This window comes from Streptomyces sp. NBC_00322 (assembly GCF_036147535.1).
Taxonomy (GTDB): Bacteria; Actinomycetota; Actinomycetes; order Streptomycetales; family Streptomycetaceae; genus Streptomyces.
This window is the reverse complement of the sequence record NZ_CP108019.1, coordinates 6,754,201-6,780,795: the sequence shown is the minus strand read 5'-3', so window position 1 is coordinate 6,780,795 and position 26,595 is coordinate 6,754,201. Positions and strand designations below refer to the sequence as shown.

The 26,595-nt window shown below is 70.2% G+C and carries 27 protein-coding genes; 11 read left to right on the top strand and 16 right to left on the bottom strand.

Translation table 11 applies throughout. The features are described 5' to 3' along the window. The first annotated feature begins 51 nt into the window (after positions 1 to 51). Complete coding sequence (locus OG905_RS30910) at positions 52 to 1,098, top strand: S66 family peptidase (RefSeq protein WP_328679127.1); 1,047 nt, start codon at positions 52 to 54, stop codon at positions 1,096 to 1,098. A gap of 77 nt (positions 1,099 to 1,175) precedes the next feature. Here OG905_RS30910 and OG905_RS30905 read toward each other — a convergent pair whose 3' ends face one another. From OG905_RS30905 to OG905_RS30885, 5 genes are all read right to left on the bottom strand, one after another. Continuing rightward, complete coding sequence (locus OG905_RS30905; RefSeq protein ID WP_328679126.1) at positions 1,176 to 2,183, bottom strand: TerC family protein; 1,008 nt, start codon at positions 2,181 to 2,183, stop codon at positions 1,176 to 1,178. 221 nt (positions 2,184 to 2,404) lie between these two features. Next, the gene (locus tag OG905_RS30900; protein WP_328679125.1) at positions 2,405 to 4,378 is read right to left on the bottom strand and encodes a TerD family protein; all 1,974 of its coding nucleotides are present in this window, start codon (positions 4,376 to 4,378) and stop codon (positions 2,405 to 2,407) included. Between the two features lie 123 nt (positions 4,379 to 4,501). After that, complete coding sequence (locus OG905_RS30895) at positions 4,502 to 5,080, bottom strand: TerD family protein (protein ID WP_026237542.1); 579 nt, start codon at positions 5,078 to 5,080, stop codon at positions 4,502 to 4,504. A gap of 132 nt (positions 5,081 to 5,212) precedes the next feature. Next, the gene (gene uvrB, locus OG905_RS30890; RefSeq protein ID WP_328679118.1) at positions 5,213 to 7,333 is read right to left on the bottom strand and encodes an excinuclease ABC subunit UvrB; all 2,121 of its coding nucleotides are present in this window, start codon (positions 7,331 to 7,333) and stop codon (positions 5,213 to 5,215) included. A 56-nt stretch (positions 7,334 to 7,389) separates the two neighbouring features. After that, positions 7,390 to 8,286, bottom strand: a complete 897-nt coding sequence (locus OG905_RS30885; RefSeq protein WP_328679117.1) for an MHYT domain-containing protein — start codon at positions 8,284 to 8,286, stop codon at positions 7,390 to 7,392. A 228-nt stretch (positions 8,287 to 8,514) separates the two neighbouring features. Here OG905_RS30885 and OG905_RS30880 point away from each other — a divergent pair, with 228 nt between their 5' ends. From OG905_RS30880 to OG905_RS30865, 4 genes are all read left to right on the top strand, one after another. After that, positions 8,515 to 9,045, top strand: a complete 531-nt coding sequence (locus OG905_RS30880; protein ID WP_328679116.1) for a methylated-DNA--[protein]-cysteine S-methyltransferase — start codon at positions 8,515 to 8,517, stop codon at positions 9,043 to 9,045. A gap of 173 nt (positions 9,046 to 9,218) precedes the next feature. Then, a complete protein-coding gene (locus OG905_RS30875) occupies positions 9,219 to 10,478 on the top strand; it encodes an MFS transporter (protein WP_328679115.1) in 1,260 nt (419 codons plus the stop codon). A 124-nt stretch (positions 10,479 to 10,602) separates the two neighbouring features. Then, positions 10,603 to 11,505: a pseudouridine-5'-phosphate glycosidase gene (locus OG905_RS30870; RefSeq protein WP_328679114.1), complete on the top strand. Its 903-nt coding sequence runs from the start codon at positions 10,603 to 10,605 to the stop codon at positions 11,503 to 11,505. After that, positions 11,502 to 12,434, top strand: a complete 933-nt coding sequence (locus OG905_RS30865; protein ID WP_328679112.1) for a carbohydrate kinase family protein — start codon at positions 11,502 to 11,504, stop codon at positions 12,432 to 12,434. Before OG905_RS30870 ends, OG905_RS30865 begins: the two co-directional genes overlap by 4 nt. Here OG905_RS30865 and OG905_RS30860 read toward each other — a convergent pair. The 3 genes from OG905_RS30860 to OG905_RS30850 all read right to left on the bottom strand — a co-directional run bounded on the left by OG905_RS30860 (position 12,407) and on the right by OG905_RS30850 (position 14,701). Continuing rightward, entirely contained in the window at positions 12,407 to 13,045 is a 639-nt protein-coding gene (locus OG905_RS30860; protein WP_328679110.1) for a uridine kinase, read from the bottom strand. The two genes, OG905_RS30865 and OG905_RS30860, sit on opposite strands and share 28 nt — an antisense overlap. A 3-nt stretch (positions 13,046 to 13,048) precedes the next feature. After that, on the bottom strand, positions 13,049 to 13,513 hold the full coding sequence (locus OG905_RS30855) for a cupin domain-containing protein (protein WP_328679108.1): 465 nt from the start codon (positions 13,511 to 13,513) through the stop codon (positions 13,049 to 13,051). 456 nt (positions 13,514 to 13,969) lie between these two features. After that, entirely contained in the window at positions 13,970 to 14,701 is a 732-nt protein-coding gene (locus OG905_RS30850) for a DUF7873 family protein (protein WP_266477544.1), read from the bottom strand. A 94-nt stretch (positions 14,702 to 14,795) separates the two neighbouring features. On the opposite strand from OG905_RS30850, the gene OG905_RS30845 reads away from it, so the two are divergent. Then, positions 14,796 to 15,254, top strand: a complete 459-nt coding sequence (locus tag OG905_RS30845; RefSeq protein WP_328679103.1) for a hypothetical protein — start codon at positions 14,796 to 14,798, stop codon at positions 15,252 to 15,254. Here the strand turns inward: OG905_RS30845 and OG905_RS30840 are convergent. Next, complete coding sequence (locus OG905_RS30840) at positions 15,223 to 16,206, bottom strand: D-2-hydroxyacid dehydrogenase family protein (RefSeq protein ID WP_328679101.1); 984 nt, start codon at positions 16,204 to 16,206, stop codon at positions 15,223 to 15,225. The two genes, OG905_RS30845 and OG905_RS30840, sit on opposite strands and share 32 nt — an antisense overlap. Positions 16,207 to 16,221: 15 nt before the next feature. Here OG905_RS30840 and OG905_RS30835 point away from each other — a divergent pair, with 15 nt between their 5' ends. Then, positions 16,222 to 16,872: a DUF2293 domain-containing protein gene (locus tag OG905_RS30835; protein ID WP_328679100.1), complete on the top strand. Its 651-nt coding sequence runs from the start codon at positions 16,222 to 16,224 to the stop codon at positions 16,870 to 16,872. Here the strand turns inward: OG905_RS30835 and OG905_RS30830 are convergent. From OG905_RS30830 to OG905_RS30815, 4 genes are all read right to left on the bottom strand, one after another. Beyond that, the gene (locus OG905_RS30830; protein ID WP_328679098.1) at positions 16,869 to 17,321 is read right to left on the bottom strand and encodes a chaplin; all 453 of its coding nucleotides are present in this window, start codon (positions 17,319 to 17,321) and stop codon (positions 16,869 to 16,871) included. The two genes, OG905_RS30835 and OG905_RS30830, sit on opposite strands and share 4 nt — an antisense overlap. 137 nt (positions 17,322 to 17,458) lie before the next feature. After that, positions 17,459 to 18,820 (bottom strand): amidohydrolase, encoded by a 1,362-nt coding sequence (locus OG905_RS30825; RefSeq protein WP_328679096.1) that lies wholly within the window; start codon positions 18,818 to 18,820, stop codon positions 17,459 to 17,461. A gap of 306 nt (positions 18,821 to 19,126) precedes the next feature. Continuing rightward, positions 19,127 to 20,308: a cytochrome P450 family protein gene (locus tag OG905_RS30820; protein ID WP_328679094.1), complete on the bottom strand. Its 1,182-nt coding sequence runs from the start codon at positions 20,306 to 20,308 to the stop codon at positions 19,127 to 19,129. A 50-nt stretch (positions 20,309 to 20,358) separates the two neighbouring features. Continuing rightward, positions 20,359 to 20,931 (bottom strand): TetR/AcrR family transcriptional regulator, encoded by a 573-nt coding sequence (locus tag OG905_RS30815; protein ID WP_328679092.1) that lies wholly within the window; start codon positions 20,929 to 20,931, stop codon positions 20,359 to 20,361. A gap of 123 nt (positions 20,932 to 21,054) precedes the next feature. Between OG905_RS30815 and OG905_RS30810 the strand changes: the two genes are divergently transcribed. Together OG905_RS30810 and OG905_RS30805 are read left to right on the top strand one after the other, a co-directional pair. Then, a complete protein-coding gene (locus OG905_RS30810) occupies positions 21,055 to 21,495 on the top strand; it encodes a nuclear transport factor 2 family protein (RefSeq protein WP_328679090.1) in 441 nt (146 codons plus the stop codon). 173 nt (positions 21,496 to 21,668) lie between these two features. Further along, the gene (locus tag OG905_RS30805) at positions 21,669 to 22,202 is read left to right on the top strand and encodes a hypothetical protein (RefSeq protein WP_328679089.1); all 534 of its coding nucleotides are present in this window, start codon (positions 21,669 to 21,671) and stop codon (positions 22,200 to 22,202) included. Here the strand turns inward: OG905_RS30805 and OG905_RS30800 are convergent. Continuing rightward, positions 22,180 to 22,674: an ATP-binding protein gene (locus OG905_RS30800; RefSeq protein ID WP_328679087.1), complete on the bottom strand. Its 495-nt coding sequence runs from the start codon at positions 22,672 to 22,674 to the stop codon at positions 22,180 to 22,182. The two genes, OG905_RS30805 and OG905_RS30800, sit on opposite strands and share 23 nt — an antisense overlap. A gap of 175 nt (positions 22,675 to 22,849) precedes the next feature. Between OG905_RS30800 and OG905_RS30795 the strand changes: the two genes are divergently transcribed. Beyond that, positions 22,850 to 23,689, top strand: coding sequence for a helix-turn-helix domain-containing protein (locus OG905_RS30795; RefSeq protein ID WP_328679085.1), 840 nt, complete (start codon positions 22,850 to 22,852; stop codon positions 23,687 to 23,689). Further along, positions 23,686 to 23,892 (top strand): DUF397 domain-containing protein, encoded by a 207-nt coding sequence (locus OG905_RS30790; protein ID WP_328679083.1) that lies wholly within the window; start codon positions 23,686 to 23,688, stop codon positions 23,890 to 23,892. The genes OG905_RS30795 and OG905_RS30790 overlap by 4 nt, the downstream gene beginning before the upstream one ends. A gap of 187 nt (positions 23,893 to 24,079) precedes the next feature. Here OG905_RS30790 and OG905_RS30785 read toward each other — a convergent pair whose 3' ends face one another. Both OG905_RS30785 and OG905_RS30780 read right to left on the bottom strand, forming a co-directional pair. Further along, the gene (locus OG905_RS30785) at positions 24,080 to 24,847 is read right to left on the bottom strand and encodes a hypothetical protein (protein WP_328679081.1); all 768 of its coding nucleotides are present in this window, start codon (positions 24,845 to 24,847) and stop codon (positions 24,080 to 24,082) included. Between the two features lie 234 nt (positions 24,848 to 25,081). Continuing rightward, the gene (locus OG905_RS30780) at positions 25,082 to 26,512 is read right to left on the bottom strand and encodes a selenium-binding protein SBP56-related protein (protein WP_328679079.1); all 1,431 of its coding nucleotides are present in this window, start codon (positions 26,510 to 26,512) and stop codon (positions 25,082 to 25,084) included. Between the last annotated feature and the right edge of the window lie 83 nt (positions 26,513 to 26,595).

Sequence of the window (26,595 nt, the reverse complement as noted above, 5' to 3'; positions counted from 1 at the left end):
GGTCCGTAAACCGATGTCCTGGGGCGTCTCCGCCCGATTACCCTCCCGATCATGACGGAGCCCACCTGTCCCCCGAAACCCCGTCCCGGCGACCGCATCGCCGTGATCTCGCCGTCCAGCGGGCTGCCGGGGCTGCTGCCCCTTCCGTACGAGCTCGGACTCGAGCGGCTGGAGCAGGACTTCGGGCTCATACCGGTGGAGTTCCCGGTGACCCGGAAGATGGGGTCGACACCGCAGGAACGGGCCGACGACATCCATGCCGCCTTCAGGGACCCCGCCATCCGCGCGGTGATGGCGTCCATCGGCGGAGACGACCAGATCACCGTGCTGCCGCTCCTGGACCGGGAGTTGATCCGCGACAACCCCAAGCCCTTCTTCGGCTTCAGCGACAACACGAATCTGCTGGCCTGGCTGTGGAACACCGGGATCGTCGGCTACCACGGCGCGTGCGTGATGACGGAGCTGGGGCGGCCCGGAGCGATGGCTCCGCTGACGGCCGAGTCACTGCGGGCCGCGCTGTTCACTTCGGGGCCCTACGAGCTGCGCCCCGCCGAGCGGTTCGGCGATGTCAATCGCGACTGGGCCGATCCGGCGACCTTCACCGCGGAGCCGGAGACCCGGCCCGGGAGCGGCTGGAGCTGGCACGGGCCGCAGCAGGTGGTGGAAGGCCGGAGCTGGGGCGGCAATCTGGAGATCCTTTCCTGGTTGCTGATGGCGGACCGGGAGATCCTGGCCGACCCCTCTGCCTACGAGGGATGTGTGCTGTTCCTGGAGACGTCGGAGGAACTGCCGCGCGCCGAGGAGGTGTTCTGGATTCTTCGGAACATGGGCGAGCGCGGCCTGCTGCGGCAGTTCCCCGCGCTGCTGATGGGCCGCCCCAAGACCTGGTCGTTCGCGCAGCCGAACGACCCGGCCGCAGCGGCGCGTTACGCCTCCGAGCAGCGCGAGGCGGTACTGCGGGCGCTGGCCGCGTACGCCCCGCGGACGATGGCCGTTTTCGACGTGGATCTCGGGCACACGGACCCGCAGCTCGTCATCCCTTACGGCGGGTCGGTCCGCGTGGACGGTCCTGCCCGCCGGATCACCGTCACGTACTGAGATCCGGCGAACCCTGCGGGTACGGAACGGCGTTGGCCGTCCACAGCCGCCGGGCGAGAGCCACCGGGCGAGAGGCGTCAGGCCTCGACGCTGTCCTTCTGCTTCGCTTCGCCCCCCTGGGCCGACTCCGCCGCGTCCCGCTCCGCCTGCCTCTTGGAGGCAATCAGGCTCGTTATCGTAGTGACGATCAGCACGCCGCAGATGACCGCCAGCGAGAACGGAATCGAGATCTCGGGGACATGCACGCCGCCCTCGTGCAGGGCATGGAGCACCAGCTTGACCCCGATGAAGCCGAGGATCACCGACAGGCCGTAGCTGAGGTGGACCAGCTTCCGGAGCAGTCCGCCGATGAGGAAGTACAGCTGGCGCAGGCCCATCAGCGCGAAGGCGTTCGCCGTGAAGACGATGTACGGGTCCTGCGTCAGGCCGAAGATCGCGGGTATGGAGTCCAGCGCGAACAGCACATCGGTGGTGCCGATGGCGAGCATGACCACCATCAGCGGGGTCAGCACCCGCTTGCCGTTGTTGCGGATGAAGAGCTTGGTGCCGTGGTACTTGTCGGCCACACCGAAGCGGTTCTCGATGGACTTCAGCAGACGGTTCTCCTCGAACTCCTCCTCGTCGTCGTCCGAGCGCGCCTCCTGGATGAGCTTCCAGGCCGTATAGATCAGGAACGCGCCGAAGATGTAGAAGACCCACGCGAAGCTGGCGATGATCGCGGCGCCCCCGGCGATGAAGATGGCGCGCAGGACGAGGGCGATCAGCACACCCACGAGCAGTACGCGCTGTTGGAGGTGGGACGGCACCGAGAACTTCGCCATGATCAGGACGAAGACGAAGAGATTGTCGACGCTGAGCGACTTCTCGGTGATGAAGCCCGCGAAGAACTCGCCGGACGCCTGGCTCTCGCCGAACACCAGCAGGCCGAGGCCGAAGAGGGCGGCCAGGACGACCCAGACGACGGTCCAGATCCCGGCTTCCTTGATCGACACGTCATGCGGCTTGCGCCCGATGAAGAAGTCGATTGCGATCAGGGCGCTCAGACCAAGAATGGTCAGCACCCACAGGGTCAATGAAACGTCCACTGCGCCTCCGGCGTCGTACGGCTACTGATCAGCGTCGTCGCTGCCGGAGGTCTCCTCCGCCCGGGCGGTCTCTCCCGCCGCGGGCCGGCGCCCCGGGACCGATACCGGTCCGTATTGACGGGAACGCCGCATCCGGGAGTACTCCCCTCCGCCCAAAGGAGAGTACAGGAATCCCCAAGGAAAGGTAAAGGGCTCGGTAAAGCGAGCTTCAAGTACGCAGGTCAGCGCCCCCAGTCGCGGCGGGCGGCGGACACCTGGCCCAGCACCTGACGCAGCACATCGCTGCCCGGCGGGACCATCAGCGGTTCATACGTCCAGGCGTGCCGGACCCAGGGATCGGCCAGGTGGTCGTCCGGGACCGGGGTGATGCGCAGCAGGGAGCGCCAGAGCGGGTCGAGGACCGGGCCGTACGCGCTCGCGTCCTCGCGGTCCGCGACCATCAGCAGATGGACGCCGACGGCCGGGCCCTCGTCGGCGAGATAGCGGAGCTGGGTCACCGCGCGGTCGTCGAAGCCGTGCGGGAAGTCGTTGACGATCAGCAGCTGCTCCGCCGTGTCCAGCTCGGGCGGGAGCGCGTCGGCCGCGCCGCCGCGGACCGCCATGGTCACCAGGTCCACCCGCTGGGTGAGCGTGGCCAGCGTGGCGCTCACACCCTGGGCGCCGGCCGCCGGCGGCCCGGCGAGGACCCCGGAGTCGACCAGCGGGGCGAGCGAGGCGGTCGCCGCGCCCGCCGGGTCGATGACATGGACCGTGAAGTCGCCGGGCGGATAGACCGCGAGCAGCCGGGCCGCGTGCGCGACCGCACTGTCCATGGCGAGCCTGCGCAGTTGCCCCTCGTCCAGCGTCATCGCGGCCTCGGAACCGGTGCGTCCGCTGTCCATCCACAGCCCGCGCTCCAGCGGCAGCCGCACCAGGAGCGGAATACGCAACTCCGGGCTCTCGGGCAGCCGGAGATCGCCGAGGCGCAGCGCCATCGGAACCTCCATCGGGACGCGGTACGCGTGCCAGGCGGGGTTGTCCCAGCGGGCGAAGGCGGGCGGCAGCGCCGGCTCGACGACATCGGACTCGGCGCTGAGCTGGGCCAGGTCGCGGTCGAGGGCCTGGCGGGCCTGATCGGTCAGCTGCTCGCACTTGGCGCGGGCCGCCTCACGGGCCGCGTCCCCGGCGCCGCCGATACGGCTGCGCGGGTCGGACAGCACCTGGTCGAGCTCCTGGTCCATCCGGGACTCGGCGAAGTCGACGGCGCTGCGATACGCGGCCACGCTGCGGGCCATGTCCTCGAACATGCCCCAGATCTGGTTGTAGAGCCGCTCCTCCATGGACCAGCCGGTGGCATCGCCCGCGACGGGCGCGGCGGGCTGCCCGGGCCGGGCGGGCGGGGCGGCCGGGGGCGGCGGCGGGGGCGCGACCGACTGGCGGCGCGGGTGCGCGTAGTTGATGGGCCCGCCCGGTGTCTGCGGGGCGTCGGGTGTGGGCGTCTGCTGGGGGCCCGTGGATGCCGGCTGCCGGCCGGGGGCCGTGAGGCCGTCGGGGAGCGTGGCGTCGGGGCCCGGCGCGGGCGCCTGGTCGGGCCGCGGCAGGTCGGGCCTGAAATACGCGCCGTCGGCGGCGCTCGTCCGCAACTGCGCCGGTTCGGCCAGGGGCGCGCGTTGTGCGCCCGCCGACCCCTGGATGTCCGCGGCCGTCTCAAGAGCCTTGGCCAGCCCCTGGTCGGCCAGCAGCTGCGCGAGCCCGCCGGCGTATCCCTGGCCCACCGCGCGGACCTTCCAGGCGCCCTGGCGCCGGTACAACTCGACGGCGACGAGCGCGGTCTCGATGTCCAGACCGGTGATGGTGAAGCTGGCCAGCTCGGCGTCGCCCCGGCCGGTGACGGCAAGGAAGGGGGCCGCGGTGGCGCCGAAATGGGCCGGGCCGCCTGCCCCTTCGGGAAGCGCGAGCAGCACGTTGACCTGGTGCACCGCTTCTGGCACCGCGTCCAGGTCGACCGTGAACCGCGGTGCCTCGGTGGCACTTCGGGGCACCTCGACCCCGGGCACGGTGGGTACGCCGGGGTGCGCTATCCATTCGTCGCGTACGGTCCCCTGCGCGTCCGAGCAGGTGGCGCAGGCGACGACCGGGTGGCCGGCCGACACCCGGATCTCCAGGCGGGTGTCGGGCAAGGGGTGGTTCTGCCCCCGGACCAGCTCGGCCGTCATCGCTCTGTCCCCTCAGTGCTGTGCGGTGGTGGTGGTAAGTGTGCAGCTCCCGGCGGCCTGTTGCCTCCGGGAGCTGCGAGTCTTGCGTACGCGACTTCCGTACGTCTTGCGTACGAGCCGTGCCTACAGGTGCGGCAGGATCGACGGCATCAGGTCCTGGAAGGTACGGCCGTTGGCCGGGTTGCCGAGAGCCGTCATCTGCCAGCCGCCGCCGGCCCGGTGCACCTTCGCCATGATCTGCGCGGTGTACTGGCCGCCGCCGTCGAGCGTGTAGCGGGCGAGCTCCTGGCCGTTGGTCTCGTCGACGATGCGGCAGAAGGCGTTCTGCACCTCCTGGAACGTCTGGCCGGTGAAGGAGTTCACCGTGAAGACGATCTGGTCGATGTGGACCGGCACCCGCTGCAGGTCGACGAGGATCGCCTCGTCGTCGCCGCCCGAGCCCGCGCCGCCGACCAGGTTGTCGCCGGTGTGCTTGACCGAACCGTCGTCGCTGACGAGGTGGCGGAAGAAGACCACGTCCACCGGCTGCTTGTCGGCGAACAGCACCGCCGACGCGTCCAGGTCGATCTCGCGCGTGCGCGAGCCGAACAGACCGCGGCGCGGCGCCGCCTGCCAGCCGAGCCCCATCCGCACCGCGGTGAGGGTGCCCCCGTCGCTCTTCTGCAGGCTGATGGCCTGACCCTTGGTCATGTTGACCGTCACGCGCTGTCCCCTTCTCCCGAATAGCTGCCGCCCATATGTGCGGTTGTTGAGCACCCTACGCAAGGGCGCGATGGGCGCATCACAATTGGCTCGTTTTTGTGTCGCTCTTGAAACACACACCGGGTGCGGAGGTCAGACAAGGCCCGCCTCCTTCATCTGGCGCAGCTCCTTCTTCAGCTCGCCCACCTCGTCGCGCAGCCGGGCGGCGATCTCGAACTGCAGGTCGGCGGCCGCCGCCCGCATCCGGTCGGTCATCTCCTCGATGATTCCGGCCAGTTCGGCAGCGGGGCGGTCGGTGAGGACCTCGCCCTTCCTGCCCGCGCTCTTGCCGAGTGCCGGGACGGGGGCCTTGGCGCCCTTGCCGGGCTTCTCGGCCTTCGCCTGCCGGTAGCCGGTGCCGAGCAGCTCCTCGGTGTCGATCTCCTCGCGCGCGATGGTCGCGACGATGTCGTTGATCTTCTTACGGAGCGGCTGCGGGTCGATGCCGCGCTCGGTGTTGTACGCGACCTGCTTCTCCCGGCGGCGGTTGGTCTCGTCGATCGCCTGCGCCATCGCCGGGGTGATGGTGTCCGCGTACATATGGACCTGGCCGGAAACATTGCGCGCCGCGCGGCCGATGGTCTGGATCAGCGAGGTGCCGGAGCGCAGGAAACCCTGCTTGTCGGCGTCGAGAATGGCCACCAGGGAGACCTCGGGAAGGTCGAGGCCCTCACGCAGCAGGTTGATGCCGACCAGGACGTCGTACTCACCGGAGCGCAGTTCACGCAGCAGCTCGACGCGGCGCAGGGTGTCGACGTCGCTGTGCAGATACCTGACCTGGATGCCCAGTTCGAGGAAGTAGTCGGTGAGGTCCTCGGCCATCTTCTTGGTGAGGGTGGTCACCAGGACGCGCTCGTCCTTCTCGGTGCGCTCGCGGATCTCGTGCACAAGGTCGTCGATCTGACCCTCGGTGGGCTTGACGACCACCTCCGGGTCGATCAGGCCCGTGGGGCGGATGATCTGCTCCACAAAGCCGTCGCCGCGCGAGAGTTCGTACTTGCCGGGGGTCGCCGAGAGATAGACGCTCTGGCCGATCCGCTGCTGGAACTCCTCCCACTTCAGCGGGCGGTTGTCGAGCGCGGAGGGCAGCCGGAAGCCGTGGTCGACGAGGGTGCGCTTGCGGGAGGCGTCGCCCTCGTACATCGCGCCGATCTGGGGGACGGTCACATGCGACTCGTCGATGACCAGCAGGAAGTCCTCGGGGAAGTAGTCGAGGAGGGTGTTGGGCGCGGTGCCGGGCTCGCGGTCGTCGAAGTGCATCGAGTAGTTCTCGACTCCGGAGCAGGAGCCGATCTGGCGCAGCATCTCGATGTCGTACGTGGTGCGCATCCGCAGCCGCTGGGACTCCAGCAGCTTGCCCTGCTTGTCCAGCTCGGCGAGGCGCTCCTCGAGCTCCTTCTCGATGCCGTTGACGGCCTTCTCCATGCGCTCCGGGCCCGCCACGTAGTGGCTGGCCGGGAAGACGTACAGCGACTGGTCCTCGCTGATGATCTCGCCGGTGAGCGGATGGAGGGTGGACAGCGCTTCGATCTCGTCGCCGAACATCTCGATGCGGACGGCGAGCTCCTCGTAGACCGGGAAGATCTCGATGGTGTCGCCGCGGACCCGGAAGGTGCCGCGCGCGAACGCCACGTCGTTGCGCGTGTACTGGATGTCGACGAAGCGGCGCAGCAGCTGGTCGCGGTCGATCTCGTCGCCGACCTTGAGGGGCACCATCCGGTCGACGTACTCCTGCGGGGTGCCGAGGCCGTAGATGCAGGAGACGGAGGCGACCACGATCACGTCGCGCCGGGTGAGCAGGGAGTTCGTCGCGGAGTGGCGCAGCCGCTCGACCTCCTCGTTGATCGAGGAGTCCTTCTCGATGTAGGTGTCCGACTGCGGGACGTACGCCTCGGGCTGGTAGTAGTCGTAGTACGAGACGAAGTACTCCACCGCGTTGTTCGGAAGGAGCTCGCGAAACTCGTTCGCCAACTGGGCGGCCAGCGTCTTGTTCGGCGCCATCACCAGCGTGGGGCGCTGAAGCCTCTCGATCATCCAGGCGGTGGTCGCCGACTTTCCGGTGCCGGTCGCGCCGAGCAGGACGACATCCTTCTCACCTGCGCGGATACGCCGCTCCAGGTCGTCGATGGCCGTCGGCTGGTCACCGCTGGGCTGGTAGGAACTGACGACCTCGAAGGGCGCCACCGTGCGTTCGATCTGGGAAACGGGCCGCATGGAACCACCGTACGACCCACCACTGACAGCCGGGAGCGGATCAGGCGCTCAGCGGGTCACCGGGACCATCGGTCGCGGGAGCCCTGGCGGGAGCGCGAGGGCTCCCGGCGCGGGGAACGGTCGGCGGCCCAGCCGGTGGGCTGCCCGTTCGCCGTCCTGGTGCGCTGGGCGGGGACTCCCGGGCGCATGGCGGCCGCGTCGACAGGCCGCCAGTCCGGCTCGCCCATCACCAGCAGCGGGTCGAACATCACCACCACTCCGGCGAGGAGCAGGAAGACGACCGGGCCGACGAGCATGGGCGCGAGCAGCGTGGCATGCTCGTCGCCGCCGCCCGCGGAGCCGGCCGCCGTGTGCAGGTGGACACTGACCGCCGCCATCCCCGTGTAGTGCATGCCGCTCACGGCGATGCCCATCACGAGGCTGGCGCCGAGGCTCGCCGGGAAGCCATGGACCGACACGGCCGCCCAGAGGGCGGAGGTGGCGGCGACGACGGCGATCACCACGGAGAGGGCGACGGTCACGGTGTCGTACTCAAGCTGCCCGTCCAGGCGCATACCCGCCATGCCGAGGTAGTGCATGGTGGCCACCCCGAGGCCGGTTATCGTGCCCCCGGTGACCAGCGCCATCGGGGTCGCGCCGCGGTATCCCACGATGAAGATCCCGATGCCCACCATGACGATCGCGACGGCGAGGCTGGCGAATGTCGTCGTTCTGTCGTAGCTGATGGGGGCCTCGGCGACGGTGAAGCCCATCATCGCGACGAAGTGCATGGTCCAGATGCCCGAGCCGATCGCGGTGGCGCCCAGCGCGAGCCAGCCCGGTTTGAAGGAGCGCCGGTTGCGGACGGATCTGGTGGTGCAGCGCAGGCCGAGGGCCCCGCCGAGGCACGCCATGAGGTAGGCCGCCACGGGTGTGACGAGGCCATAGCTGAATCCGTCGACAGTCCCCTGCATCCGGTTACGCCCTTCGCTCCTTGTGATCCCCGCGATCCCTGACGGAACGTCCGGTCCGGGGGCGAGAGTAGGGCTCCCGCGATGGTTAGCAAACATTTGAACAGAGATTTGTCGACACGGAAACTGTCACCTGATGCGTTCTGGGTGGATCCGTTCAGGTTCTGACGGTGGGTGCGGACGCGCAGGACCGAACCGGCGTTGTCAGTGGCCGGTCGTACGGTGGTCGGCATGAAGAGCTTCGAGTGGACCGTCGTGGACACGGACATCGGACCGCTGCTGCTCGCCGCGACCGACGAGGGCCTGGTGAGCGTGGTCTTCCATGCGGACCCGGCGGTACGGGACAGAGCGCTCGCGCGGCTGGCGGGGCGGCTGGCCGCCGAGCCGGCCGAGGACGCGACGGGCCTGCTGGCCGAGCCGATACGTCAGCTCGAGGCATATTTCGCGGGCGGGCTGCGGGAGTTCGATCTGCCGCTGGACTGGTCGCTGTCCGGCGGCTTCAACCGGAAGGTGCTGCGGGAGCTGGCCAAGAGCGTGCCGTGCGGCGCGGTCGTCGGGTACGGCGACCTGGCGGCCCGGGTGGGCGAGCCGGGCGCGGCGCAGGCGGTGGGCGCGGCGATGGGGTCCAATCCGCTGCCGGTCGTGGTGCCGTGCCACCGGGTGGTGGAGACGGGCGGGGGGCTCGGCGGCTTCGGGGGCGGCCTGGAGACCAAGCGGAGGCTGCTGGCACTGGAGGGCGTACTGCCCGAGCCGCTGTTCTGAGCCGGCGGGCAGCGCGCGCCCTGCCGTCGGCGGCCGAGGCGGGCCGGGGGAAACGCGGTTTCGCACGTGCGTACGGGCTGGCACACTGCGCCAGTGACCACCAGCCCTGACGCACCCGTCATATCCGAAGCACCGGACGTTTTCGCTCACGCTTCCCAACCCGGACGTGTGCGGTGACGGCGCTCGACAAGGCCGCCGCGCCCGCACCGGTGACGGCGGACGAGCTGCCCGCGCTGCGGCGGCGTATCACCGCCGTGCTCATAACCAGCCAGATACTGGGCGGGCTCGGCGTCGCGACCGGCATAGCGCTGGCCACCGTGCTGGCGCAGCAGGTGAGCGGCACCGAGACGCTGTCCGGTCTCGCGCCGACCGCGACCGTGGCCGGGACCGCGGTGCTGTCCATGCCGCTGGCCGCGCTGATGACGGCCCGCGGGCGACGGCCAGGGCTCGTACTGGCGTATCTGCTGGGCGCGTTGGGCGCGGGCGTGGTCGTGCTGGGCGCGGTCGTCGACAACTTTCCGCTGCTGCTGCTCGGCATGGCCGCCTTCGGCGCAGGTTCGTCGGCGAATCTTCAGGCGCGCTTCGCCGCCGCCGACCTGGCCGAGCCCGAGCGGCGGGCCCGGGCCATCTCCAATGTCGTCTGGGCGACCACGATCGGCGCGGTGCTCGGCCCCAATATCGCCGCGCCCGCGGGCCGCAGCGTCTCGGGGCTCGGCATACCGGCGGCCGCGGGACCCTTCGTCTGGGCGGCGGGGGTGTTCCTCGTCTCCGCGGTTGTGGTGCTCGTCCTGCTGCGCCCCGATCCGCTGCTGACGGCGCGGGCGCTGTCCCCGGCCGACCGCTCCCCCGAGGGGCGTTCACTGCGGGCGGGGATGAGGGCGGTCCGTGAGTCGCCGATGGCACGGCTCGCGCTGGTCACCGTCGCCGCCTCGCACACCGCGATGGTGTCGATCATGTCGATGACTCCGGTGGCGCTCAGCCACCACGGCGCGGGCATCGAGCTGATCGGCCTGGTGATCAGCGGCCATATCGCGGGCATGTACGCGTTCTCACCGGTCATGGGCTGGCTGGCGGACCGTATCGGCAGGCTCGCCGTGATCGGTCTGGCGGCCGGGCTGCTCTCCTTGGCCGCACTGCTCGCCGGCACGGCGGGGGCGAGCCATGGCCAGACCGCCGCCGGGCTCTTCGTCCTCGGCCTCGGCTGGTCCGCGGGCCTGGTCTCCGGCTCCACGCTGCTCACCGATTCGGTGCCGCAGCCCGCCCGTGCCGCCGTGCAGGGCCTGTCCGACCTGACCATGAACACCTCGGCGGGCATCGGCGGCGCGGCGGCCGGGCTGATCGTCGCGCAGGCGAGCTACGGCTGGCTGAACGTGGTCGGCGCCTGCCTGCTGCTGCCGATGGCGGCCCTGGCCGTACGCAGGGCGCTCAGCTGACCGAGCCGGGAAACGAGGCGCCGGGCTCCGGCAGCCGGGGCTCAGCAGCTGACAGGGAACCTTCCCATAGCGAGCCTCCCGGCCGCGGGTTTGGACGCCGCACTCCTGTGCCAGGGATTGGGACATGCTGCTGACCGAAGTGACCGAGGAAGTACAGGAAGCGCTCGCCGCGCACCGGCCCGTCGTGGCCCTGGAGTCGACGATCATCGCGCACGGGCTGCCGCGTCCGCGCAATCTGGCCGTCGCCGAGGAGCTTGAGGGGCTCCTACGCTCCGAGGGCGCCGTCCCCGCGACGGTCGCCGTGCTCGACGGCACAGTCCATATCGGCCTGGACAAAAGACAGTTGGAGCGGGTCGCGGGAGACGAGGACGTGCGCAAGCTGGGGCACCGGGATCTTGCGCCGGCGTTGGCTGCGGGAGTGAGCGGGGCGACGACCGTCTCGGCGACGGCGTTCCTCGCGGCGCGGGCCGGGATCCGGGTCTTCGCGACCGGCGGCCTGGGTGGCGTGCACCGCGAGTGGACCGAGACGCAGGACGAGTCGGCGGATCTGCGGCTGCTCGCACAGACCCGGATCGCGGTGGTGTGCGCGGGCGTGAAGTCGGTGCTTGACGTTCCTGCGACGCTGCAGCGGCTGGAGACGCTGGGAGTCGGGATTCTCGGATATGGCACGCGGGAGTTCCCCGGCTTCTATCTGACCTCCTCCGGCCAGCAGGTCGAATGGACCGTCGGCACACCGCAGGAGGTGGCCGAGGTGATCCGGGCCGGGGACGCGCTCGGCGGGCCGGACACCGCGCTGATCGTCGCGAATCCGGTCCCGGAGACGGAGCAGCTGGATCCGGCGCTGCACGACCGGGTGCTGGCCGAGGCGCTCGACGAGTGCCGGGAGCGCGGCATCGAGGGCCAGGCCGTGACGCCCTTCCTGCTCGACTATCTGATGCGGCGCACGGAGGGGGCCTCGCTGGAGGCGAATGTGGCGGCAGTACGCGGGAATGTGCGGCTGGCGGCGCGAATCGCGGCGGCGCTGTGACGGTCCCAGGGGCGGCGGGCGCGGATGCCCTGCTCGTCATCGGCGATGTGGTCACCGACGTGGTGGCACGGCATCGGGAGCCGCTCGCCAAGGGGACGGACACGGCGGCCGCGATCCGTATCCTGCCGGGCGGTGCGGGGGCCAACGTGGCCTGCTGGGCGGCGCGTTGGGGCTGCCGGGACGTACGGCTGCTGGCGCGGGTCGGCCAGGAGGAGGCGGGCTGGCACGACGCGCGGCTGCGGGCCGCCGGCGTAGGGCCGCTCCTCGTCCCGGACGCCGAGGCCCCGACGGCCACGGTCATCGCCCTCGTCGACGAGAGCGCCGAGCGGACCTTCCTCACCGACAGCGGCGCGGTGCTGCGCCTGTCCCCCGCCGACTGGTCTCCGTCGCTGCTCGGCGAGGTCGGTCATCTGCATCTGTCCGGCTATCTCCTCTTCGCCGACACCAGCCGCCAACTGGCCCTACTCGCCCTGGAGTCGGCACGGGCGCTCGGCATTCCGGTGAGCGTGGACCCGGCATCGGCGGGCTTCATCTCCGTGCTGGGCGTGGACCGGATGCTGGCGGCTCTCTCCGGCGCGGACATCCTCGTTCCCAACGCCGACGAGGCGCGCCTGCTGACCGGCCTGCCGGACCCGGCAGACGCCGCCGCGAAGCTGAGCCGCCATGTCCCGCTCACGGTCGTGACACTGGGTGCCGGAGGTGCCCTGATCGCGGAGTCGGGCACCGTCACGGCCCATGTCCCGTCCGTCCCTGCCGAAGCGGTGGACTCGACGGGCGCGGGCGACGCCTTCACGGGCGCGTTCCTCGCCGCCCGGCTCGCGGGCGCGGACGCGGCGACGGCCGCGGCCGAAGGCTGCCGGGCAGGCGCGGATGCGGTGACGCTGACCGGCGGCCGGCCGGGTCAGCGCAGGCCGCCCCATGCGGGGTGACGCGGATCATCGGCCCGTACGAGCACATCGGCCACGTCCCCGGGTCCCACCTCGTCCTCGTACCGCTCGAAGGCGGGCAGAGTCCAGCGCTCGCTCTCCTGCGTACGTCGCCGAAGGGCCGCGGTCGACAGCCGCAGATGCACGCTCAGATCGAACGGGAACCAGTGCCCGAGCAGGAAAGGACCGTGCAGCAACAGCACCCCGCCGGGCGGGAGTTCGACGTGCGCGCTGCGGGTGGCCCGGTCGCTCACGGGGTCCCACAGATCGGGCAGCACCCGCCCGCTGCCGCCAGCCTCCAGCGACCCGAAGACCTCCCGCCACAGCGCCCCGGTGTCGTACCAGCCGCTGTAGTACGTCTCGGGGTCCTCGCGCCCGTACTCGAACCGCAGCGAGGCGGGCCGCAGAAACCCTTCGGTCCCGACGACGAGGACGCTGCGCCCGCGCACGCGCAGCGCCTCCCCGATCTGTCCGGCAAGCTCCCCGGTCTGCGCGGCGGGCGCCCCGTCGATGCCGATCCGCAGCCGGGAGATGCCGTCCTCGGCCTTGACCTCCACGGCCTTGTCGGCGATGGCCCCGGCCAGCCGTTCCCAGGTGATCGCCTCGAATCTCATGGCCTACTTACCGGCGCACGGCGGCGCGTCCGCGTCGTTCGACAACGGGCTGCCCTTGGGCAGCAGATAGGTCGCATACAGCACCAGCGGCTCGCTGCCCAGGTTGCGCCCGATGTGCCGGTGCCGCGGCCCGGACGGCTCGACGAAGGCCTTGCCGGCGGTGGTGACCTCCACGGAGCAGTCGTCCAGAGTCCGGGTCAGCGTCCCGGACTTGACGACGGCGAGAACCTGCCCGGCGTGCGAGTGCCAGCCGGTGGAGCCGCCCGGGGCGATCGTGATCGTCCGTACGACCACGTCCGTCTTCCCCTTGGCCTTCAGCTTGAGGGTCCCCTCCGAGACGCCCTGCGCGAGGATCGTGCCCGAAACGCCGCTGCCGGGCGTGGCGTTCGCCGCGGACGGCACCGTCGCGAGCGCCGCGAGGCACCCGACCAGGACCATCGCGGTGCGCGTTCTGTCCTTGAAGCCCATGGAATCCTCCAGTCAGCCAGGTCGCCAAAACGGCCCCAACGTACCGGAAACGGGAGCGGGCCCGGGGGCGTAGCCGGCCCCCGAGCCCTGTGATGCCGCCCATGTCGCACGCCGGCACGCTTGAGAACCCAGGTCAGTCATCATGTCGCCGCGTCCTGCCTTTGGACCACCGCACATCGAGCTGCGCGGGCCGGACTTGAACCGGCATTTCGACGCACCGGGGCCTGGGCCCGGTCGATCCGGCGATCGGCGGCGAATGCTGAGTCTGGAGCAATAGTCTGAGATTGATCGCGGTCTGCCTCTGCCGAGTTGGGCTACCGCGGCCCGTCGTTACGGAAAATGCCGCGGGGAGGACTCGAACCTCCACTGGAACCGCGCAGTCACGACAAGCTTCAGTTTCAGCTTGCGCTCCTCGCGCACCCCGCCCGCACACAGGCGGACGGGGAGTCATTGAGGCTACCCGAACAGGTAGCCGAACACCGCGTCACCCACCCGCTGGTCGGTGACCTCCGCGCCGTTGGCCTCCTCGCGGGCGAACTTCACGGCCTGCTGGAGCTTCTCCACCCGCTCCAGCAACTCGTTCACCCGCCGGGCCGGCAGCGCTCCGGAGAACTTCACCGTCGTCCAGTAACCGACCGGTATGTCCTCGTAGTACACCTCGACCTGCGCCGGGTGCTTCTCCGTCGCCTCGGCCTTCACATGGTTGCGCGGCACCTTCTTCGTACGGAGCGTGCGCACCGCCTCCGTCTTCCAGGCGTCCGTCGACGGGTCCTGCGTCCAGGACTCCGAGGCGTCGAGCACCGGGAGCTTGCGCACAAAGGTGTTGATGTCGGTGAGCTGCTTCTCCAGGAAGAGGAGATAGGCGACCGGCACATCGCTCACCAGAACGCGCCCGTCCACGGTCACATCGGCACGCGCCGCGCAGTTGGCCCAGTCCTTCGTGGCGGTCACGTCGAACAGCCGGGTCAGCGTCTTCGCGGTCTCGCGCAGCACGTCCTCGGCCTTGACCTGGACTCGCGTGGACTCGGGCGGCAGCTGCTCGCCCTCCTCGTCCTTGGCCTGGTACGTACGCGAGATTCCGGCCAGCAGCGCGGGCTTCTGGAGCCCGTGATGGGCGGCCGTCAGGTCCTGATGCGCCTTGGACTTGACGCCTTTCTCGACTGCGATGATCTGATTGAGTTTCGCCACGTCGATCAAGGTATCAAGACGGCTCACGCACACTCGAACGATTATTCATCCCTCACCTCCGTCACCGGCTCAGATCCCTCGGGGAGTACGCACCATGGAGACAGCCGTCATCGCGGTCATCGGCACGCTGCTCGGCTCGGTGGCCACCCATTTCTTCCAGCGCCATACGGCCGAGCGCACCGCCGCCCTCAGCCGCGCCGAACAGCTGCGCCAGGAGCGGATCTCCGCCTACAGCGCCTTCGCCGGCGCGCTCGTCGACTATCGGCGCGGCCAGAACGACCGCTGGCACCGGGCACATGAGTCACCGGGCAGCGCGGTGGCCGAGGGGGCGCGCATCGACTCCTACCGGCTGCGCTCCACCGCCCATCAGGCGCTGATCCGCGTCCAGTTGGTCTGCGACGACGCCCAGACGCTCGAACTGGCCGCCTCCGCCTTCGAGGTGACGAACTGCATGCACGAGGCACCGGACGAGGCGGACCGCTCGCAGCGTTCGGAGCAGGCCCGCGAGACGCTGTCCGAGTTCATCGGGGCTGCGGCGCCGGGCGTGCGCTGAGCATCCGGACGGGCCGGCCTGCGAGATGGGCCTCGATGTCCTCGACGGCCCCCTGGAAGTACCCCTCGTAGTTGCGCCGGGTGACATAGCCGAGGTGCGGCAGGCCGAGGAAGTTCGGCGCGGTGCGCAGCGGGTCGTCGGCGGGCAGCGGCTCGTGCTCGAAGACGTCCGAGCCCGCTCCGGCGATCCAGCCGTCGTGCAGCGCCCGGACGAGCGCCGCCTGGTCGACGATCGCGGCCCGCGAGGTGTTGACGAGAAGGGCCGTACGCCGCATCCGCTTGAGCTCGCTCGCGCCGATCAGCCCGCGGGTGCGGTCGCTGAGCTGCAGATGTACGGAGACGACGTCACCGGCTTCGAGCAACTCGTCCAGGGAACGGGCGCGTACGACTCCGGTCTCGGCGGCCCGCTCCTGGTTGAGGTTCTGGCTCCAGGCCATGACGTCCATGCCGAAGGCCTGTCCGACGCGGGCGACTTTCGCGCCGATCTTTCCGAGGCCGAGGAGGGCGAGGCGGCGGCCGTGCAGATCGGTGCCGATCGTGGACTGCCAGGGGCCGCCCTCCCGAAGGGCCGAGCCCTCTTCCACCACATGGCGCGCCAGACCGAGAATCAGCGCCCAGGTCAGCTCGGCGGGCGGTTCGGAGCTGCTGGCGGTCCCGCACACGGTGACACCGTGCCGGGCGGCGGCGTCGAGGTCGATCGACGCATTGCGCATGCCGGAGGTGATCAGCAGCTCAAGGCGCGGCAGGCGGGCGAACAGCGACTCGGGGAAGGGGGTCCGCTCACGCATCGCGACCAGGATCTCGCAGTCGCCGACGGCTTCGGCCAGCTCGTCCTCGGAGGTGAAGTGGCTTTGCAGTGACCGGACTTCGACGTCGGGAGCGAGGGCGGCCCAGTCGGCCATGGAGAGCGCGACATCCTGGTAGTCGTCGAGTACGGCACAGCGCAGCGTCATGGGAACGGAGCATACGTGGACCTGGTGGTGATCCAGCCGCTGAAAGGGCGGCACTGCGCGGAGTGCCGCCAGGGGCCGCTGCCCATGCATCTGCTGGAGTTCAACGCGCCCATCTGCCTGGACTGCGCCGACCTTGCTCATCTCGTGTTCCTGCCGCGGGGCAGCGCGGCACTCACCCGGCGTGCCCGCGAGGCGAGTTCGCTGTGCGCGGTCGTGGTCCGCTTCAGCCGCCGCCGCAAGCGGTACGAACGACAGGGGCTGCTCGTCGAAGAGGCAGCGCTGGCCAGCGCCGAGTCGGCGTGCCTGGCCGACGCGGATGCCCGGGCGCGGCGCCGGGAGCGGGACGCGGTGCGCCGGGCTGCCGAGGATGTGCGGTTCACGGCCTCGTTCGCGGCCGAGATCCTGCGGCTGTTCCCGGGCTGTCCGCCCGCCCGGGCTCAGGATGTCGCGGCGCACGCTTCGGCGCGCGGCAGCGGGCGGGTGGGCCGCACCGCGGCGGGCCGTTCCCTGGAGGAGGGGGCCCTCACGGCGGCGGTGCGGGCTTCCGTACGGCATCTCGACACGGAGTACGACGCCCTGCTGATGTCCGGGGTCGCCCGCCACGAGGCGCGGGCCCGGGTGGCGGCGGTGATCGAGGGGGTACTGGCGTCCTGGTCCCGGCCCTAGGGGGTGTTGGCGGACCGGGCACGGCGGTAGAGGACGATTCCGCCGAGCAGCAGGGCGGCCCCCGCGGGCGCGGCGAGGGCGATCCCCGGTCCGGCGCCGGTGGCTGCGAGGCCCACCGGGGTGCCAGGGGTCTCGGGAGCAGGTGTGGAGGTGTGGGGCGCGGCGGGCTTCGGCGGAGTGGCGGGCCGCGGTCGGACGGGCGGCTTGCCGGGGGCGTTGGCGCAGGAGTTCCCGGCGGCCGGGTTGAGCGCTCCGACGGCATTGACGGTGTTCCCGCAGACGTTGACCGGGACATTCACCGGAAGCTGCACCGTATTGCCGGTCAGCAGCCCGGGCGAACGAGCCGCACCGCCGTCCCCGTTGGAGTCGGCGTGCGCGTACCCGGCCATGGCGAGCGCGCCACCCGTGAGCATCACGGTGGCCAGAGCCTTTCGGTGAACCTGCCTCATGGGTCCTGCCTTCAGGAGAAGTTCGCGGGCACGCGCCCGCACCCGAACCAACGTCCATGAGGCCCTTCGGGTTATGGCAAATCGTTCTTTCACTCAATCGAGTGGGCGGCTTATCGAACTATCCCGCGTGGCGCGGACTACCCCTTGTAGTCCTGGACACGCCGGCCCTTGCGGCGTTCGGTCAACGCAGGGAGCCGTTCGGAGAGTTCGGCCACGATGGCGGGCACGTCGACCGTCAGCAGCCGCCGGTCCCGCATCAGCACCCGCCCGTCGACGACCGTGGCGCGTACATCCCCGGAGCGCGCGCTATGTACCAGGGTCGCCGCGATGTCGTGCAGCGGCTGCGTGTGCGGCCCGCTGAGATCCACCAGGATCAGATCCGCCCGCCGACCGGGCGCAAGCGCGCCGATCTGCTCGCCGAGCCCGATGGCCCGCGCGCTCTGCGTGGTGGCGTGATCGAGCGCCTGCCGGGCGGTCAGCCAGGCCGGATCACCCTCGACGGATTTCTGCACCAGCGCCGTGAGCGCCATGCTCTCCCACACATCGAGGGTGTTGTTCGACGCGGCCCCGTCCGTGGCGAGCCCGACGGGAATCCCGGCGGAGGCGAGCGCCCTGATCGGCGTCGTGTCCCAGGCGAACTTGAGGTACCCCTTCGGCGCACTGGCGACGGCGATCCGCCCGCCGCCCCGCCTCAGCACGGCGAGATCCTTCTCGGTGATCCCGGTTCCGTGCGCGATGAGGACGTCCACGTCCAGCAGCCCGGCCCGTTCCAGCACCTCGACGGGCGTACGCCCGCACCGCGCAAGGCTGTTGTTTGTCTGCGCCTTGTTCTCGGCGGCGTGGATGTGCACGAGCAGCCCGTGCTCGCCCGCGAGCGCGGCGGTGGCCCCGAGATCGTCGTCGTCGACGGTGTACGGCGCATGGGGAGCCAGTGACGTGGTGATCCGCCCGTCGGCCGCACCCCGCGTCCGCAGCGCGAAGTCGAGCGACCGCTCCCGCCCCTCGGCGCCCTGGCTGGAGAAGTACGCCCAGCCAAGATTAGCCCGCAGCCCGCTGTCGTGCACCGCGGCGACGACCTTGTCCATCGAGAAGTAGTGATCGGCGAAGGCCGTCACCCCGCCCCTGATCATCTCGGCGCAGGCGAGCCGCGCCCCTAGCTCGACGACCCGGTCGGTGAGGTTGGACTCGATGGGCCAGATCCAGTCGTTGAACCACTCCTCCACCGGCATGTCCTCGGCGATTGAGCGCAGCGCCACCATCGGTGAGTGGGTGTGGCAGTTGATCAGCCCGGGCATTGCGAGCTGTCCCCGGCCGTCGATGCGCTCGACGGCGGGGACTTCGGCGGCGGCGCGCGCGGAGGTGACGGCTTCGATGACCGGACCGCGTACGACGACGGCCGCGTCCTCGACGAAGTCGATCTCGCCCTGCTCGCCGTGTACGAGGACGATGCACCCCTCGATGACAAGATCGGCGGGCCGGACTGCGTCCGCAGCAACCATCTGGTCCTCCCTCTGACGTCCTGGGGTTCTCAGTGTGTCGGCCAACACCGGGACGCCGGGCCTCGTCCGGCCGCTCATGTGGGTGGTATCCGGCCGAAGTTGGCGTCGCGGCGGGAAGCCGCGCGGGCGCTTGCCACAGTGAGCCGCACTTGGCAGCCCGCCGTGCGGACTCCGAAGGGAGGCTTACATCGAGGCGTACGGACAGGACTCCGTGGCGCGCCTCGACGAGCCGCCCCTTGCCGACTTCTGAGCCTGCCGACTTCTGAGCCTGCCGACTCTGCCGGCTGAGGAGCCTGTCGCTGCTGATCAGTAGCGCACGGGCAGGGCAAGCAGCCCTCGGGCACGGATCGAGGGCCGCCACCGCAGTTCGCCGTACGGGACGTCGAGCTCCAGCCGCGGGAACCGCTCCAGCAGCGCGGCCAGCGCGATCTCCGTCTCCATCCGGGCCAGGGGCGCACCCAGGCAATAGTGGATGCCGTGGCCGAGGGCGAGGTGACCGGTCACGTCGCGGCCGATGTCGAGGCGGTCCGGCTCGGGGAAGCGGTGCGGGTCGCGGTGGGCGGCCGCGAGTGAGAGCAGGACGGTCTCGCCGGATGGGATCGTGACGCCGCCGATGGTGATGTCCTCGACGGGGAAGCGGCGGATCGCCAATGGTGCGGGGCCGTCATATCGGGCCAACTCCCCGACGGCGCCGCCCAGTCGGGCGGGGTCGGCGCGCAGCGCGTCCAGTTGGTCGGGATGGCTGAGCAGGGCCAGGGTGGCGTTGCCTATGAGGTGGACGGTGTTCTCGTATCCGGCGAAGAGGATGAGGAAGGCCAGGGACATCAACTCGTCCTCGCTCAGCCGGTCTTCGTCGTCGCGTACCGCGATCAGGGCGGAGAGCAGGTCGTCGGCCGGCTCGGCGCGCTTGCGGGCGATGAGCTGGGTGAAGGACAGCAGCAGGCCGCCGACCGCTTCCTTCGCCCGTGATGGCTCCGCAGGATCGGGGGCAACCAAGGCATCGGTCCACGCCCGGAAATCGCGCCGGTCTTCCGGGGCCACGCCGAGCAGGTCGCAGATGACGGTGATCGGCAGCGGCGCGGCGTACGAGGCAATCAGATCGGCCCGGCCATGCGGGGCGATGGCATCCAGCAGCTGATCGGCTGTTTTCCGGATCGGCTCGCGCAGCTGCGCGATGCGGCGCGGGGTGAACGCCTGGGACACCAGACGCCGGATGCGGGTGTGGTCCGGCGGGTCCATGTTGAGCAGGTTCGCGTCCAGCGCCGGAGGCAGCGCCATCCCCCGGTAATTGCCAGGTGCCGCGTTGCGCTTGTCCAGGGAGAGCCGGGGATCGGCAAGTGCCTGCCGTACGTCGTCGTAGCGGGTGACCAGCCAGGCGGGCAGCCCGTCGGTCCCGGTGATGCGGTGGACAGGGCCCGCCTCACGGAGCCGCGCGTACGCGGCGTACGGATCGGCCGACAGCTCGCTCGTCGGATCTTGGAAAGCCATGGCACCACCCTAAGTCGTGTCTTTCGAAGTCCCGTCTGTACGCCTTCGATTCAGCGTGGCCGCAGCCCGTCGAAGACGACCTCGAAGATCCGCTCCCGGGGCGCCGGATCCGCTCCGAGCTGTTCCATCGCCCTGCCGACGCCGGCCAGGAGGGCGATGAACTCCGGCAGGCCCAGCTCCGGGCGGACCGCCCCCGCCTGTTGTGCCCCGGTCAGCAGATCGGCCAGCCGAGCCTGGATCTCCATGGTCGGCTCCTGCAGGGACGCGTGTACGTTCACGCCGGCCGCAGCGAGGGCCTGGGCGAATTCGTTCTTGCCCGCGGACTGATCCACCACCAGGCGGAAGCAGGCGAAGAAGGCTTCGGCGGGCCCGGCCTCGGCGGCCAGCTGCGCGGTCTGGGCTGCCATTTCCTCCAGTCTGCGCACCATCACAGCCTCCAGCAGTGCCTCCTTGGTCGGGAAATGCCTAAAGAGCGTGCCGACTCCGACCCCGGCGATGCGGGCGATCTCCTCGGTCGGCACGCTGACGCCGCGGGCGGTGAATACCTCCGTGGCGACATCCAGCAGCCTGGCCCGGTTACGGACCGCGTCCGCCCGCAGCGGGCGCTCCTGAGCGCCACCCATCCCGCTCCCATCCCTTCGCCGTCGACGGCAGAACCACCCTGGACAACCGGAGTCTCCAGTCCGTATCGTAAAAACGGAGTCGCAAGTCCGATTCTAGCCGTGGATCCCACCGGAGGTTTTGTCATGCCTGAAACGCTGTCACCGCGCGAGGTCTTCCAGAAGCTGATCGAGGGCATCAGCGCGGGGCGGTTCACGGAGCTGGCCGAGCTCTATGCCGAGGACGCCGTAGTGGAGACCGTCTTCGAGCCGGTCGGTCCGCGCCGGATCGAGGGGCGAGCCGCACTCAAGGAGCGCTTCGCTCAAGTCTCCGCAAGTTCGCCCGTGGAGCTGACCCCGGCGAATGTGGTCGTCCGGGAAACCGACGACGCGGAGGTGGTCGTCGCCGAGTTCGACTACCACGTGCACCACCGGTTGACCGGACGGACCTTCGAGGCCTCCAACATCCAGGTGCTGCGGGTCCGCGACGGCCTGATCGTCAGCAGCCGGGACTACCACGACCACCTTGCCCTCATCGTGGCCGGCGGCAACCTGTCTCAGCTGGTGGCGGCGCTGGAAGGCAAGTAGCACGAGTGCGGTGCTCAGGGCCGGGGCCCTTGAGGTCCCGGCCCCCGATGCACTATCGCCGGTCAGGCTTCGGAACGGTGCCCGCGCCCGGCGGGCGCACCATGTTCACGGGCGGGCGGCGCAAAGCGACGGCGCCCGCCGTATTCCGGCCCCGCAGTGGGCAGTTCTTCCCCATGACGGATCGCCCGCTGCTCCTTCTCGACGTAGACGGCCCCCTCAACCCGTACGCGGCGCGTCTGCCACGCCTGCGCGGCTACGCGACACACCGCCTGCACCCCTCGTACTGGCTGTCCCACCAGCCCCCGGGCTCCCGCCGCCACCGCCGGGGCCTGCGCATCCATCTCAACCCGGCCCACGGCCCACGATTGACCGGCCTCCCCTTCGAACTGGCCTGGGCAACCACCTGGATGCACGAGGCCAACACCATGATCGCCCCGGGCATAGGCCTGCCCACCGACCTCCCGGTGATCGAGTGGCCGGAACTCTTCGCCAAGGACCCGGAGGGGCTGTACTGGAAGACCCGGCCGCTGCTGGATTGGGCGGCGGGCCGCCCGTTCGCCTGGGTCGACGACATGATCACGGACCTGGACACGGCGCACGTCGCGGCCCACCACGACGCACCCGCGCTGCTCCTGCGGATCCATCCGCGGCGGGGGCTGCGGGAGGCGGACTTCGCGGCGCTGGTCAGCTGGGCGGAGGGCTTGTGACCCGCCGGGCCCCGGCGACGCTGGGGCCCAGGGCGAGCGAGCACCAGACGGTCTTCAAGACGGGATCACTGTGGTCAGTGCCCCAGTCGGCAGCGAGGGCGTCGACAAGAAGCAGGCCGCGACCGCCCTCGGAGTCGAGGGGCCCGGATCCAAGGCCAGTTGGGGCGCGCAACCCGCGGTCGCGGCGGGCATCACTGACCTCCATACGGAGCGTGCCAGGAGGCGTGACGGCGAGCCCCAGCCGGAAATCCCGGCCGGGGACACGACCGTGCGTGATGGCATTAGCGGCGAGTTCAGCCACGAGGAGGGCAGCCGTCCGGGAGGTGTCGGAGTCGTACGGCCAGCCCCAGTCGTCGAGTTGCTGAGTGGCGAGACGCCGGGCGAGACGGGCGCCACGGCGGGTCGCGCTCAGCCGGACCGTGAAGCGGTGGGTGGGGACGGGGAGTTCGGTGCTGACGGTTTGGTGATTCACATCACTCAGCGTGGCCGAGCGTGCGTAACCTGAACAGGAACGTTGTCGGTACGCAGCGTGATTGTCCAAGCTCGGAGGCGTGCTGTCCGGGTTGTCGGGCGTGACGCGGAGCGCAGGGCGGCGTTGGGCAGGGGCGCGTCGAAGGTGGGACAGCATGGCGAATACGGCAGGGCCGATGGACGACGAGGCGGAACAGCAGCCGGACTGGGACGAGGGAACGGCGGAACTCCTCAAGACCGTCGGCAAACAGGTCAGACTGTGGCGGGAACGGGCGCACTTGACGCAGGCCGATGTCGGCAAGGCAATCGGCTACACGGAGCACCAGGTCTCGGCGGTCGAGCGGGGACGGCGCATCCCGAAACCGGAGTTTCTGGACCGGGCGGACGAGGCGCTGGGGGCGGGCGGGATCCTGGCGGCGTTCAAGGAGGACGTGGCCCAGGCCCGGTACCCGAAGAAGGTGCGAGATCTCGCGCGCCTGGAAGCGGATACAGCCGAGTTGGGCGCCTACGCCAGTTCCGTCATCCACGGGCTGTTGCAAACCGAGGACTACGCCCAGGGGCTGTACCGCATGCACCGGCCGATGCTGGACGAGGACGCCATCGAGCGGAACGTGGCCGCACGCATGGCCCGGCAAGAGATCTTCGAGCGGCGACCCGCGCCGTTCTTGAGTTTTGTCCAGGAAGAGGTGACGCTGCGCCGCCCGGTCGGTGGCAGGATGGTGTTGCGCGAGCAGCTCGAACGACTGTTGCATGTGGGGCAGTTACGGAACGTCGAAGTCCAAGTGATGCCGACGGACCGAGATGACCACGCGGGCCTGGGCGGCGGTTCGTTCCTCCTGCTGGACCCCAGGAACGGCCACAAAGTGGCGCACTCGGAGGCAGCATTGTTCAACCGCGTAACCGCCGAACGCAGAGAGGTCCGTGTCCTTGAGGCGCGGTATGGGATCATCCGAGCGCAGGCTCTCACGCCGCGGGAGTCACTGGCATTCATCGAGAAAGTGCTGGGAGAGACATGATCAGCAAGCCCTCTGTCGAGAGTGTCGCCGGGCTGGCGTGGTTCAAAAGCAGCTACAGCACCAGCGACGGCCCCGAGTGCGTCGAGGTCGCCTCCGCACCCGGCACCGTCCACGTCCGGGACTCCAAGGACAAGGCACGCGCGCAACTCGCCTTCACAGACGGCTCATGGGCGGCGTTCGTCCCGTTCGCGGCCTCCCGCTAGCGCCCAACTGCCCTATGCCCCCAGGGCATTTACTTGCCTCGAACCTGCCGTGTTCCATATTTGCCCGCGGGGACGGCGCACGCGGGACCATTCCCGGCCGCGCACCTCGCGGGCCGAAGGCAGAGGGTCGTACGGCCGCTCCCGCCGGTTCCCGCGACCTTCATCGCCCTCGTGCGACCGGTCGCGTTCAGCGGTTGACGGCCCCGACAAGGACGACGAGTGCGGTGAGGACGGCCGCGAGAGTCATCGCCATCGCAGCCGGGACCCCGAGGACTCGCCGGTCCGCAGGCCGCTGCTGATGGGCGAGTCTGAGCGCCACCCACGCCGCTTGCGCGAGTACGCCGCCAATGAAGGCGAGCAGGAGCGGCATGATGCCGTCCGGAATGGGCAACGCGCTCGTCACGAAGGCTCCCGCGACCGGGCTCAAGCAGGCCAGCCCGATCCACGGAGCCACGCGCCGCCTCGGTTGCACCCCCAGCAGAGCGGCCAGCGCCAGGCCCTCGCCGGCCGCGTGCACGAGGAGCGCCGCCACCACGGCGACCGAGGCGGTCAGCGCGAGGGTCGCCCCCTCCAGGAAGCGGTGCAGAGCGAGCCCTGATGCCGTGCCGATGCCGCCCGCACGACCCGGCTCGCACCGGCAGCCAATACGGACCACGGCACCCATCACCCCGCACGAAGCGAGCGCGGTGACCGGCACCGCCCACAGCGGCACGCCGGCCTCATGGGCCTCGTCCCACGCGTCGGGCAGAAGATCGAGGACCGCAATGATCAGCAAAATCCCTGACGCGGCGGCCAGCAGAAGCGCCGACCGGCCCGATCCGCGCCGCGCCAGGCAGGCGCCCACCACAGTGGCCACAGCCACCAGGACGACGGCCACCAGCGTCTCGGTGGAGGGCAGCTCCCACCCGGTCCCGTCGTCAGTGTGCGCGCCTGCTGCGTAGAGCACGGAGAGCATGTCCCCTCCCTCCGACGGGGCGGGCTTACGTGCGCTGTGCCCGGGCGAACCGGCTCCGTACTTTCAGTACGGAATGAGGAGCCGTTTCGGCGAGGCCCCGTCGCGGCCTTTGCCCAGCCGACGTCGAAACCGGCGTGGCATCCAGGGGACGCACATGACAGGCAGTGGCCCCGCCACCGCGGCGGCAACCGCCTGTCATGTGCGTCGGCGCCGACGCTCGCGGAGCACAAGCGGTCAGCGGCGGTAGCAGTACGAATCCGAGGAGGCGTCGCCGCCCTGCAGACGCGTCTGGTGCACGCGCAGGCCCAAGAAGTCCGGGCCGTGCGGGAAGAAGCCGCTGTCGACGGAGAGCCCGCCGTGCGAGGTGTCGGCGTCGAGTTTGACCATCCACGGGTCGATGCCCGCGGGATAGAACTGCGCGTCCCAGGTGCCGTACAAGGAGTTCGTCAGGTACACGCGCCGCCCGTCGCGGCTGAGCTCGACCATCTGCGCTCCGCCGGTCAGTGGAATGTCCGGCTCGGCGGGATGCGGCTGTCGGCTGACGATGCCGCCAAGACGCACGGACGCGGTCTGCCTCGGGTGGAACGGGTCGCTCACGTCGTACTGGTGCAGATCGCCGGTTCCCCATGCGGATACGTACAGCCACTGGTCGTCCACCGACAGGTCGATGTCGGTGATCAATGGGGGCACGGCGCCGAACGGCTGGAGCGCCGGAGGTAGGTCCTCCGTTTGCGCGGGCTCGGCAGGGATGGTGATCACCTTGTGGACCACGAAGTCCTCGCCCTCCCGGTTCCACAGCCACACCGACGCCGACAGGTCCTCCACGTTGACCACGGCGTGTGCGAACCCCCACGTTGCCTCGGGGTCGTGCGCGGGACGCAGCTCCAGCACCATCTGGTTCTCATCCCCCAGATCGACCCGCTGCAGGTGCCGACCGGAGTCCAGCTCCCAGAAGTGCAGCGAGTGGCCGTACTGGCGACCCAGCAGAAGATCGGGGACAAGGCCGTCCTCGAACATCGAGGGGGTCCCCCACTCGCTGGTCACGGCGATGTTCTGGCCCAGATGCCACCAGAGGTCGTAGGCGAACCACTGCGGTCCGCGGTCGCTCTCCCAGGCTCGCAGCACTTCGAAGCTTTCGTGGTCCAGCAGCGCGACGCCGCCAGGCCCGTCCTCACCGTCCGCGCCGCCCAGGCAGGACAGGAACACTCCGTCGGGGCCACAGTGGAGTGTGTGCGGACGCGAATATCCGGCCTTGGCGGCCAACTCCTCGGGCTCGACCACCTTGACCAGTCGCGGGCGGGCGGGATCGGGGCCGGTGTCGAAGACGTGCAGCCGGGAGGAGCGCAGTCCCGGGATGATGAGGTAGCGCCGCGCAGCGTGCTGATGACCGGCGTGCGCCAGCGCGCTCGAGCAGGCGTTCCAGCCGAAGTGGTGCAGTTCGTTGCCCAGGCCGGGCAGCTCGGCGTGGGAGGTCACGCGGCCGTATATGGGGGATTCGGGGTCGGTGCCGACGGTGAACAACGCGTCCGCGCGCTGTGCGGTCGGGTCGAAACCGACGACATAGGCGAGCTTCTCCGGGGGCGCGGCGACGGCGTCCGCCGGAGTGCGGTACAGGGTGGGGTCACTGTGCTCGTCGCGGTCGTGAGCGTGCTCAGTCGTGCTCATGGCTGTTCCTTACTCCCGAACGGGAGCGTGGATCTGAGGGGACTCCCGACCAGCAGCCGGGCTCACCCGTTCGAGATCGATGT

What these genes read in the sequence shown, in the direction of transcription:
- OG905_RS30910 (WP_328679127.1), top strand. Translation starts at nt 52, where the DNA reads ATGACGGAGCCCACCTGTCCCCCGAAACCCCGTCCCGGCGACCGCATC.
- OG905_RS30900 (WP_328679125.1), bottom strand. Translation starts at nt 4,378, where the DNA reads ATGACGGCCGAGCTGGTCCGGGGGCAGAACCACCCCTTGCCCGACACC.
- uvrB (WP_328679118.1), bottom strand. Translation starts at nt 7,333, where the DNA reads ATGCGGCCCGTTTCCCAGATCGAACGCACGGTGGCGCCCTTCGAGGTC.
- OG905_RS30885 (WP_328679117.1), bottom strand. Translation starts at nt 8,286, where the DNA reads ATGCAGGGGACTGTCGACGGATTCAGCTATGGCCTCGTCACACCCGTG.
- OG905_RS30880 (WP_328679116.1), top strand. Translation starts at nt 8,515, where the DNA reads ATGAAGAGCTTCGAGTGGACCGTCGTGGACACGGACATCGGACCGCTG.
- OG905_RS30870 (WP_328679114.1), top strand. Translation starts at nt 10,603, where the DNA reads ATGCTGCTGACCGAAGTGACCGAGGAAGTACAGGAAGCGCTCGCCGCG.
- OG905_RS30860 (WP_328679110.1), bottom strand. Translation starts at nt 13,045, where the DNA reads ATGAGATTCGAGGCGATCACCTGGGAACGGCTGGCCGGGGCCATCGCC.
- OG905_RS30855 (WP_328679108.1), bottom strand. Translation starts at nt 13,513, where the DNA reads ATGGGCTTCAAGGACAGAACGCGCACCGCGATGGTCCTGGTCGGGTGC.
- OG905_RS30845 (WP_328679103.1), top strand. Translation starts at nt 14,796, where the DNA reads ATGGAGACAGCCGTCATCGCGGTCATCGGCACGCTGCTCGGCTCGGTG.
- OG905_RS30840 (WP_328679101.1), bottom strand. Translation starts at nt 16,206, where the DNA reads ATGACGCTGCGCTGTGCCGTACTCGACGACTACCAGGATGTCGCGCTC.
- OG905_RS30830 (WP_328679098.1), bottom strand. Translation starts at nt 17,321, where the DNA reads ATGAGGCAGGTTCACCGAAAGGCTCTGGCCACCGTGATGCTCACGGGT.
- OG905_RS30825 (WP_328679096.1), bottom strand. Translation starts at nt 18,820, where the DNA reads ATGGTTGCTGCGGACGCAGTCCGGCCCGCCGATCTTGTCATCGAGGGG.
- OG905_RS30820 (WP_328679094.1), bottom strand. Translation starts at nt 20,308, where the DNA reads ATGGCTTTCCAAGATCCGACGAGCGAGCTGTCGGCCGATCCGTACGCC.
- OG905_RS30815 (WP_328679092.1), bottom strand. Translation starts at nt 20,931, where the DNA reads ATGGGTGGCGCTCAGGAGCGCCCGCTGCGGGCGGACGCGGTCCGTAAC.
- OG905_RS30810 (WP_328679090.1), top strand. Translation starts at nt 21,055, where the DNA reads ATGCCTGAAACGCTGTCACCGCGCGAGGTCTTCCAGAAGCTGATCGAG.
- OG905_RS30805 (WP_328679089.1), top strand. Translation starts at nt 21,669, where the DNA reads ATGACGGATCGCCCGCTGCTCCTTCTCGACGTAGACGGCCCCCTCAAC.
- OG905_RS30795 (WP_328679085.1), top strand. Translation starts at nt 22,850, where the DNA reads ATGGACGACGAGGCGGAACAGCAGCCGGACTGGGACGAGGGAACGGCG.
- OG905_RS30790 (WP_328679083.1), top strand. Translation starts at nt 23,686, where the DNA reads ATGATCAGCAAGCCCTCTGTCGAGAGTGTCGCCGGGCTGGCGTGGTTC.
- OG905_RS30785 (WP_328679081.1), bottom strand. Translation starts at nt 24,847, where the DNA reads ATGCTCTCCGTGCTCTACGCAGCAGGCGCGCACACTGACGACGGGACC.
- OG905_RS30780 (WP_328679079.1), bottom strand. Translation starts at nt 26,512, where the DNA reads ATGAGCACGACTGAGCACGCTCACGACCGCGACGAGCACAGTGACCCC.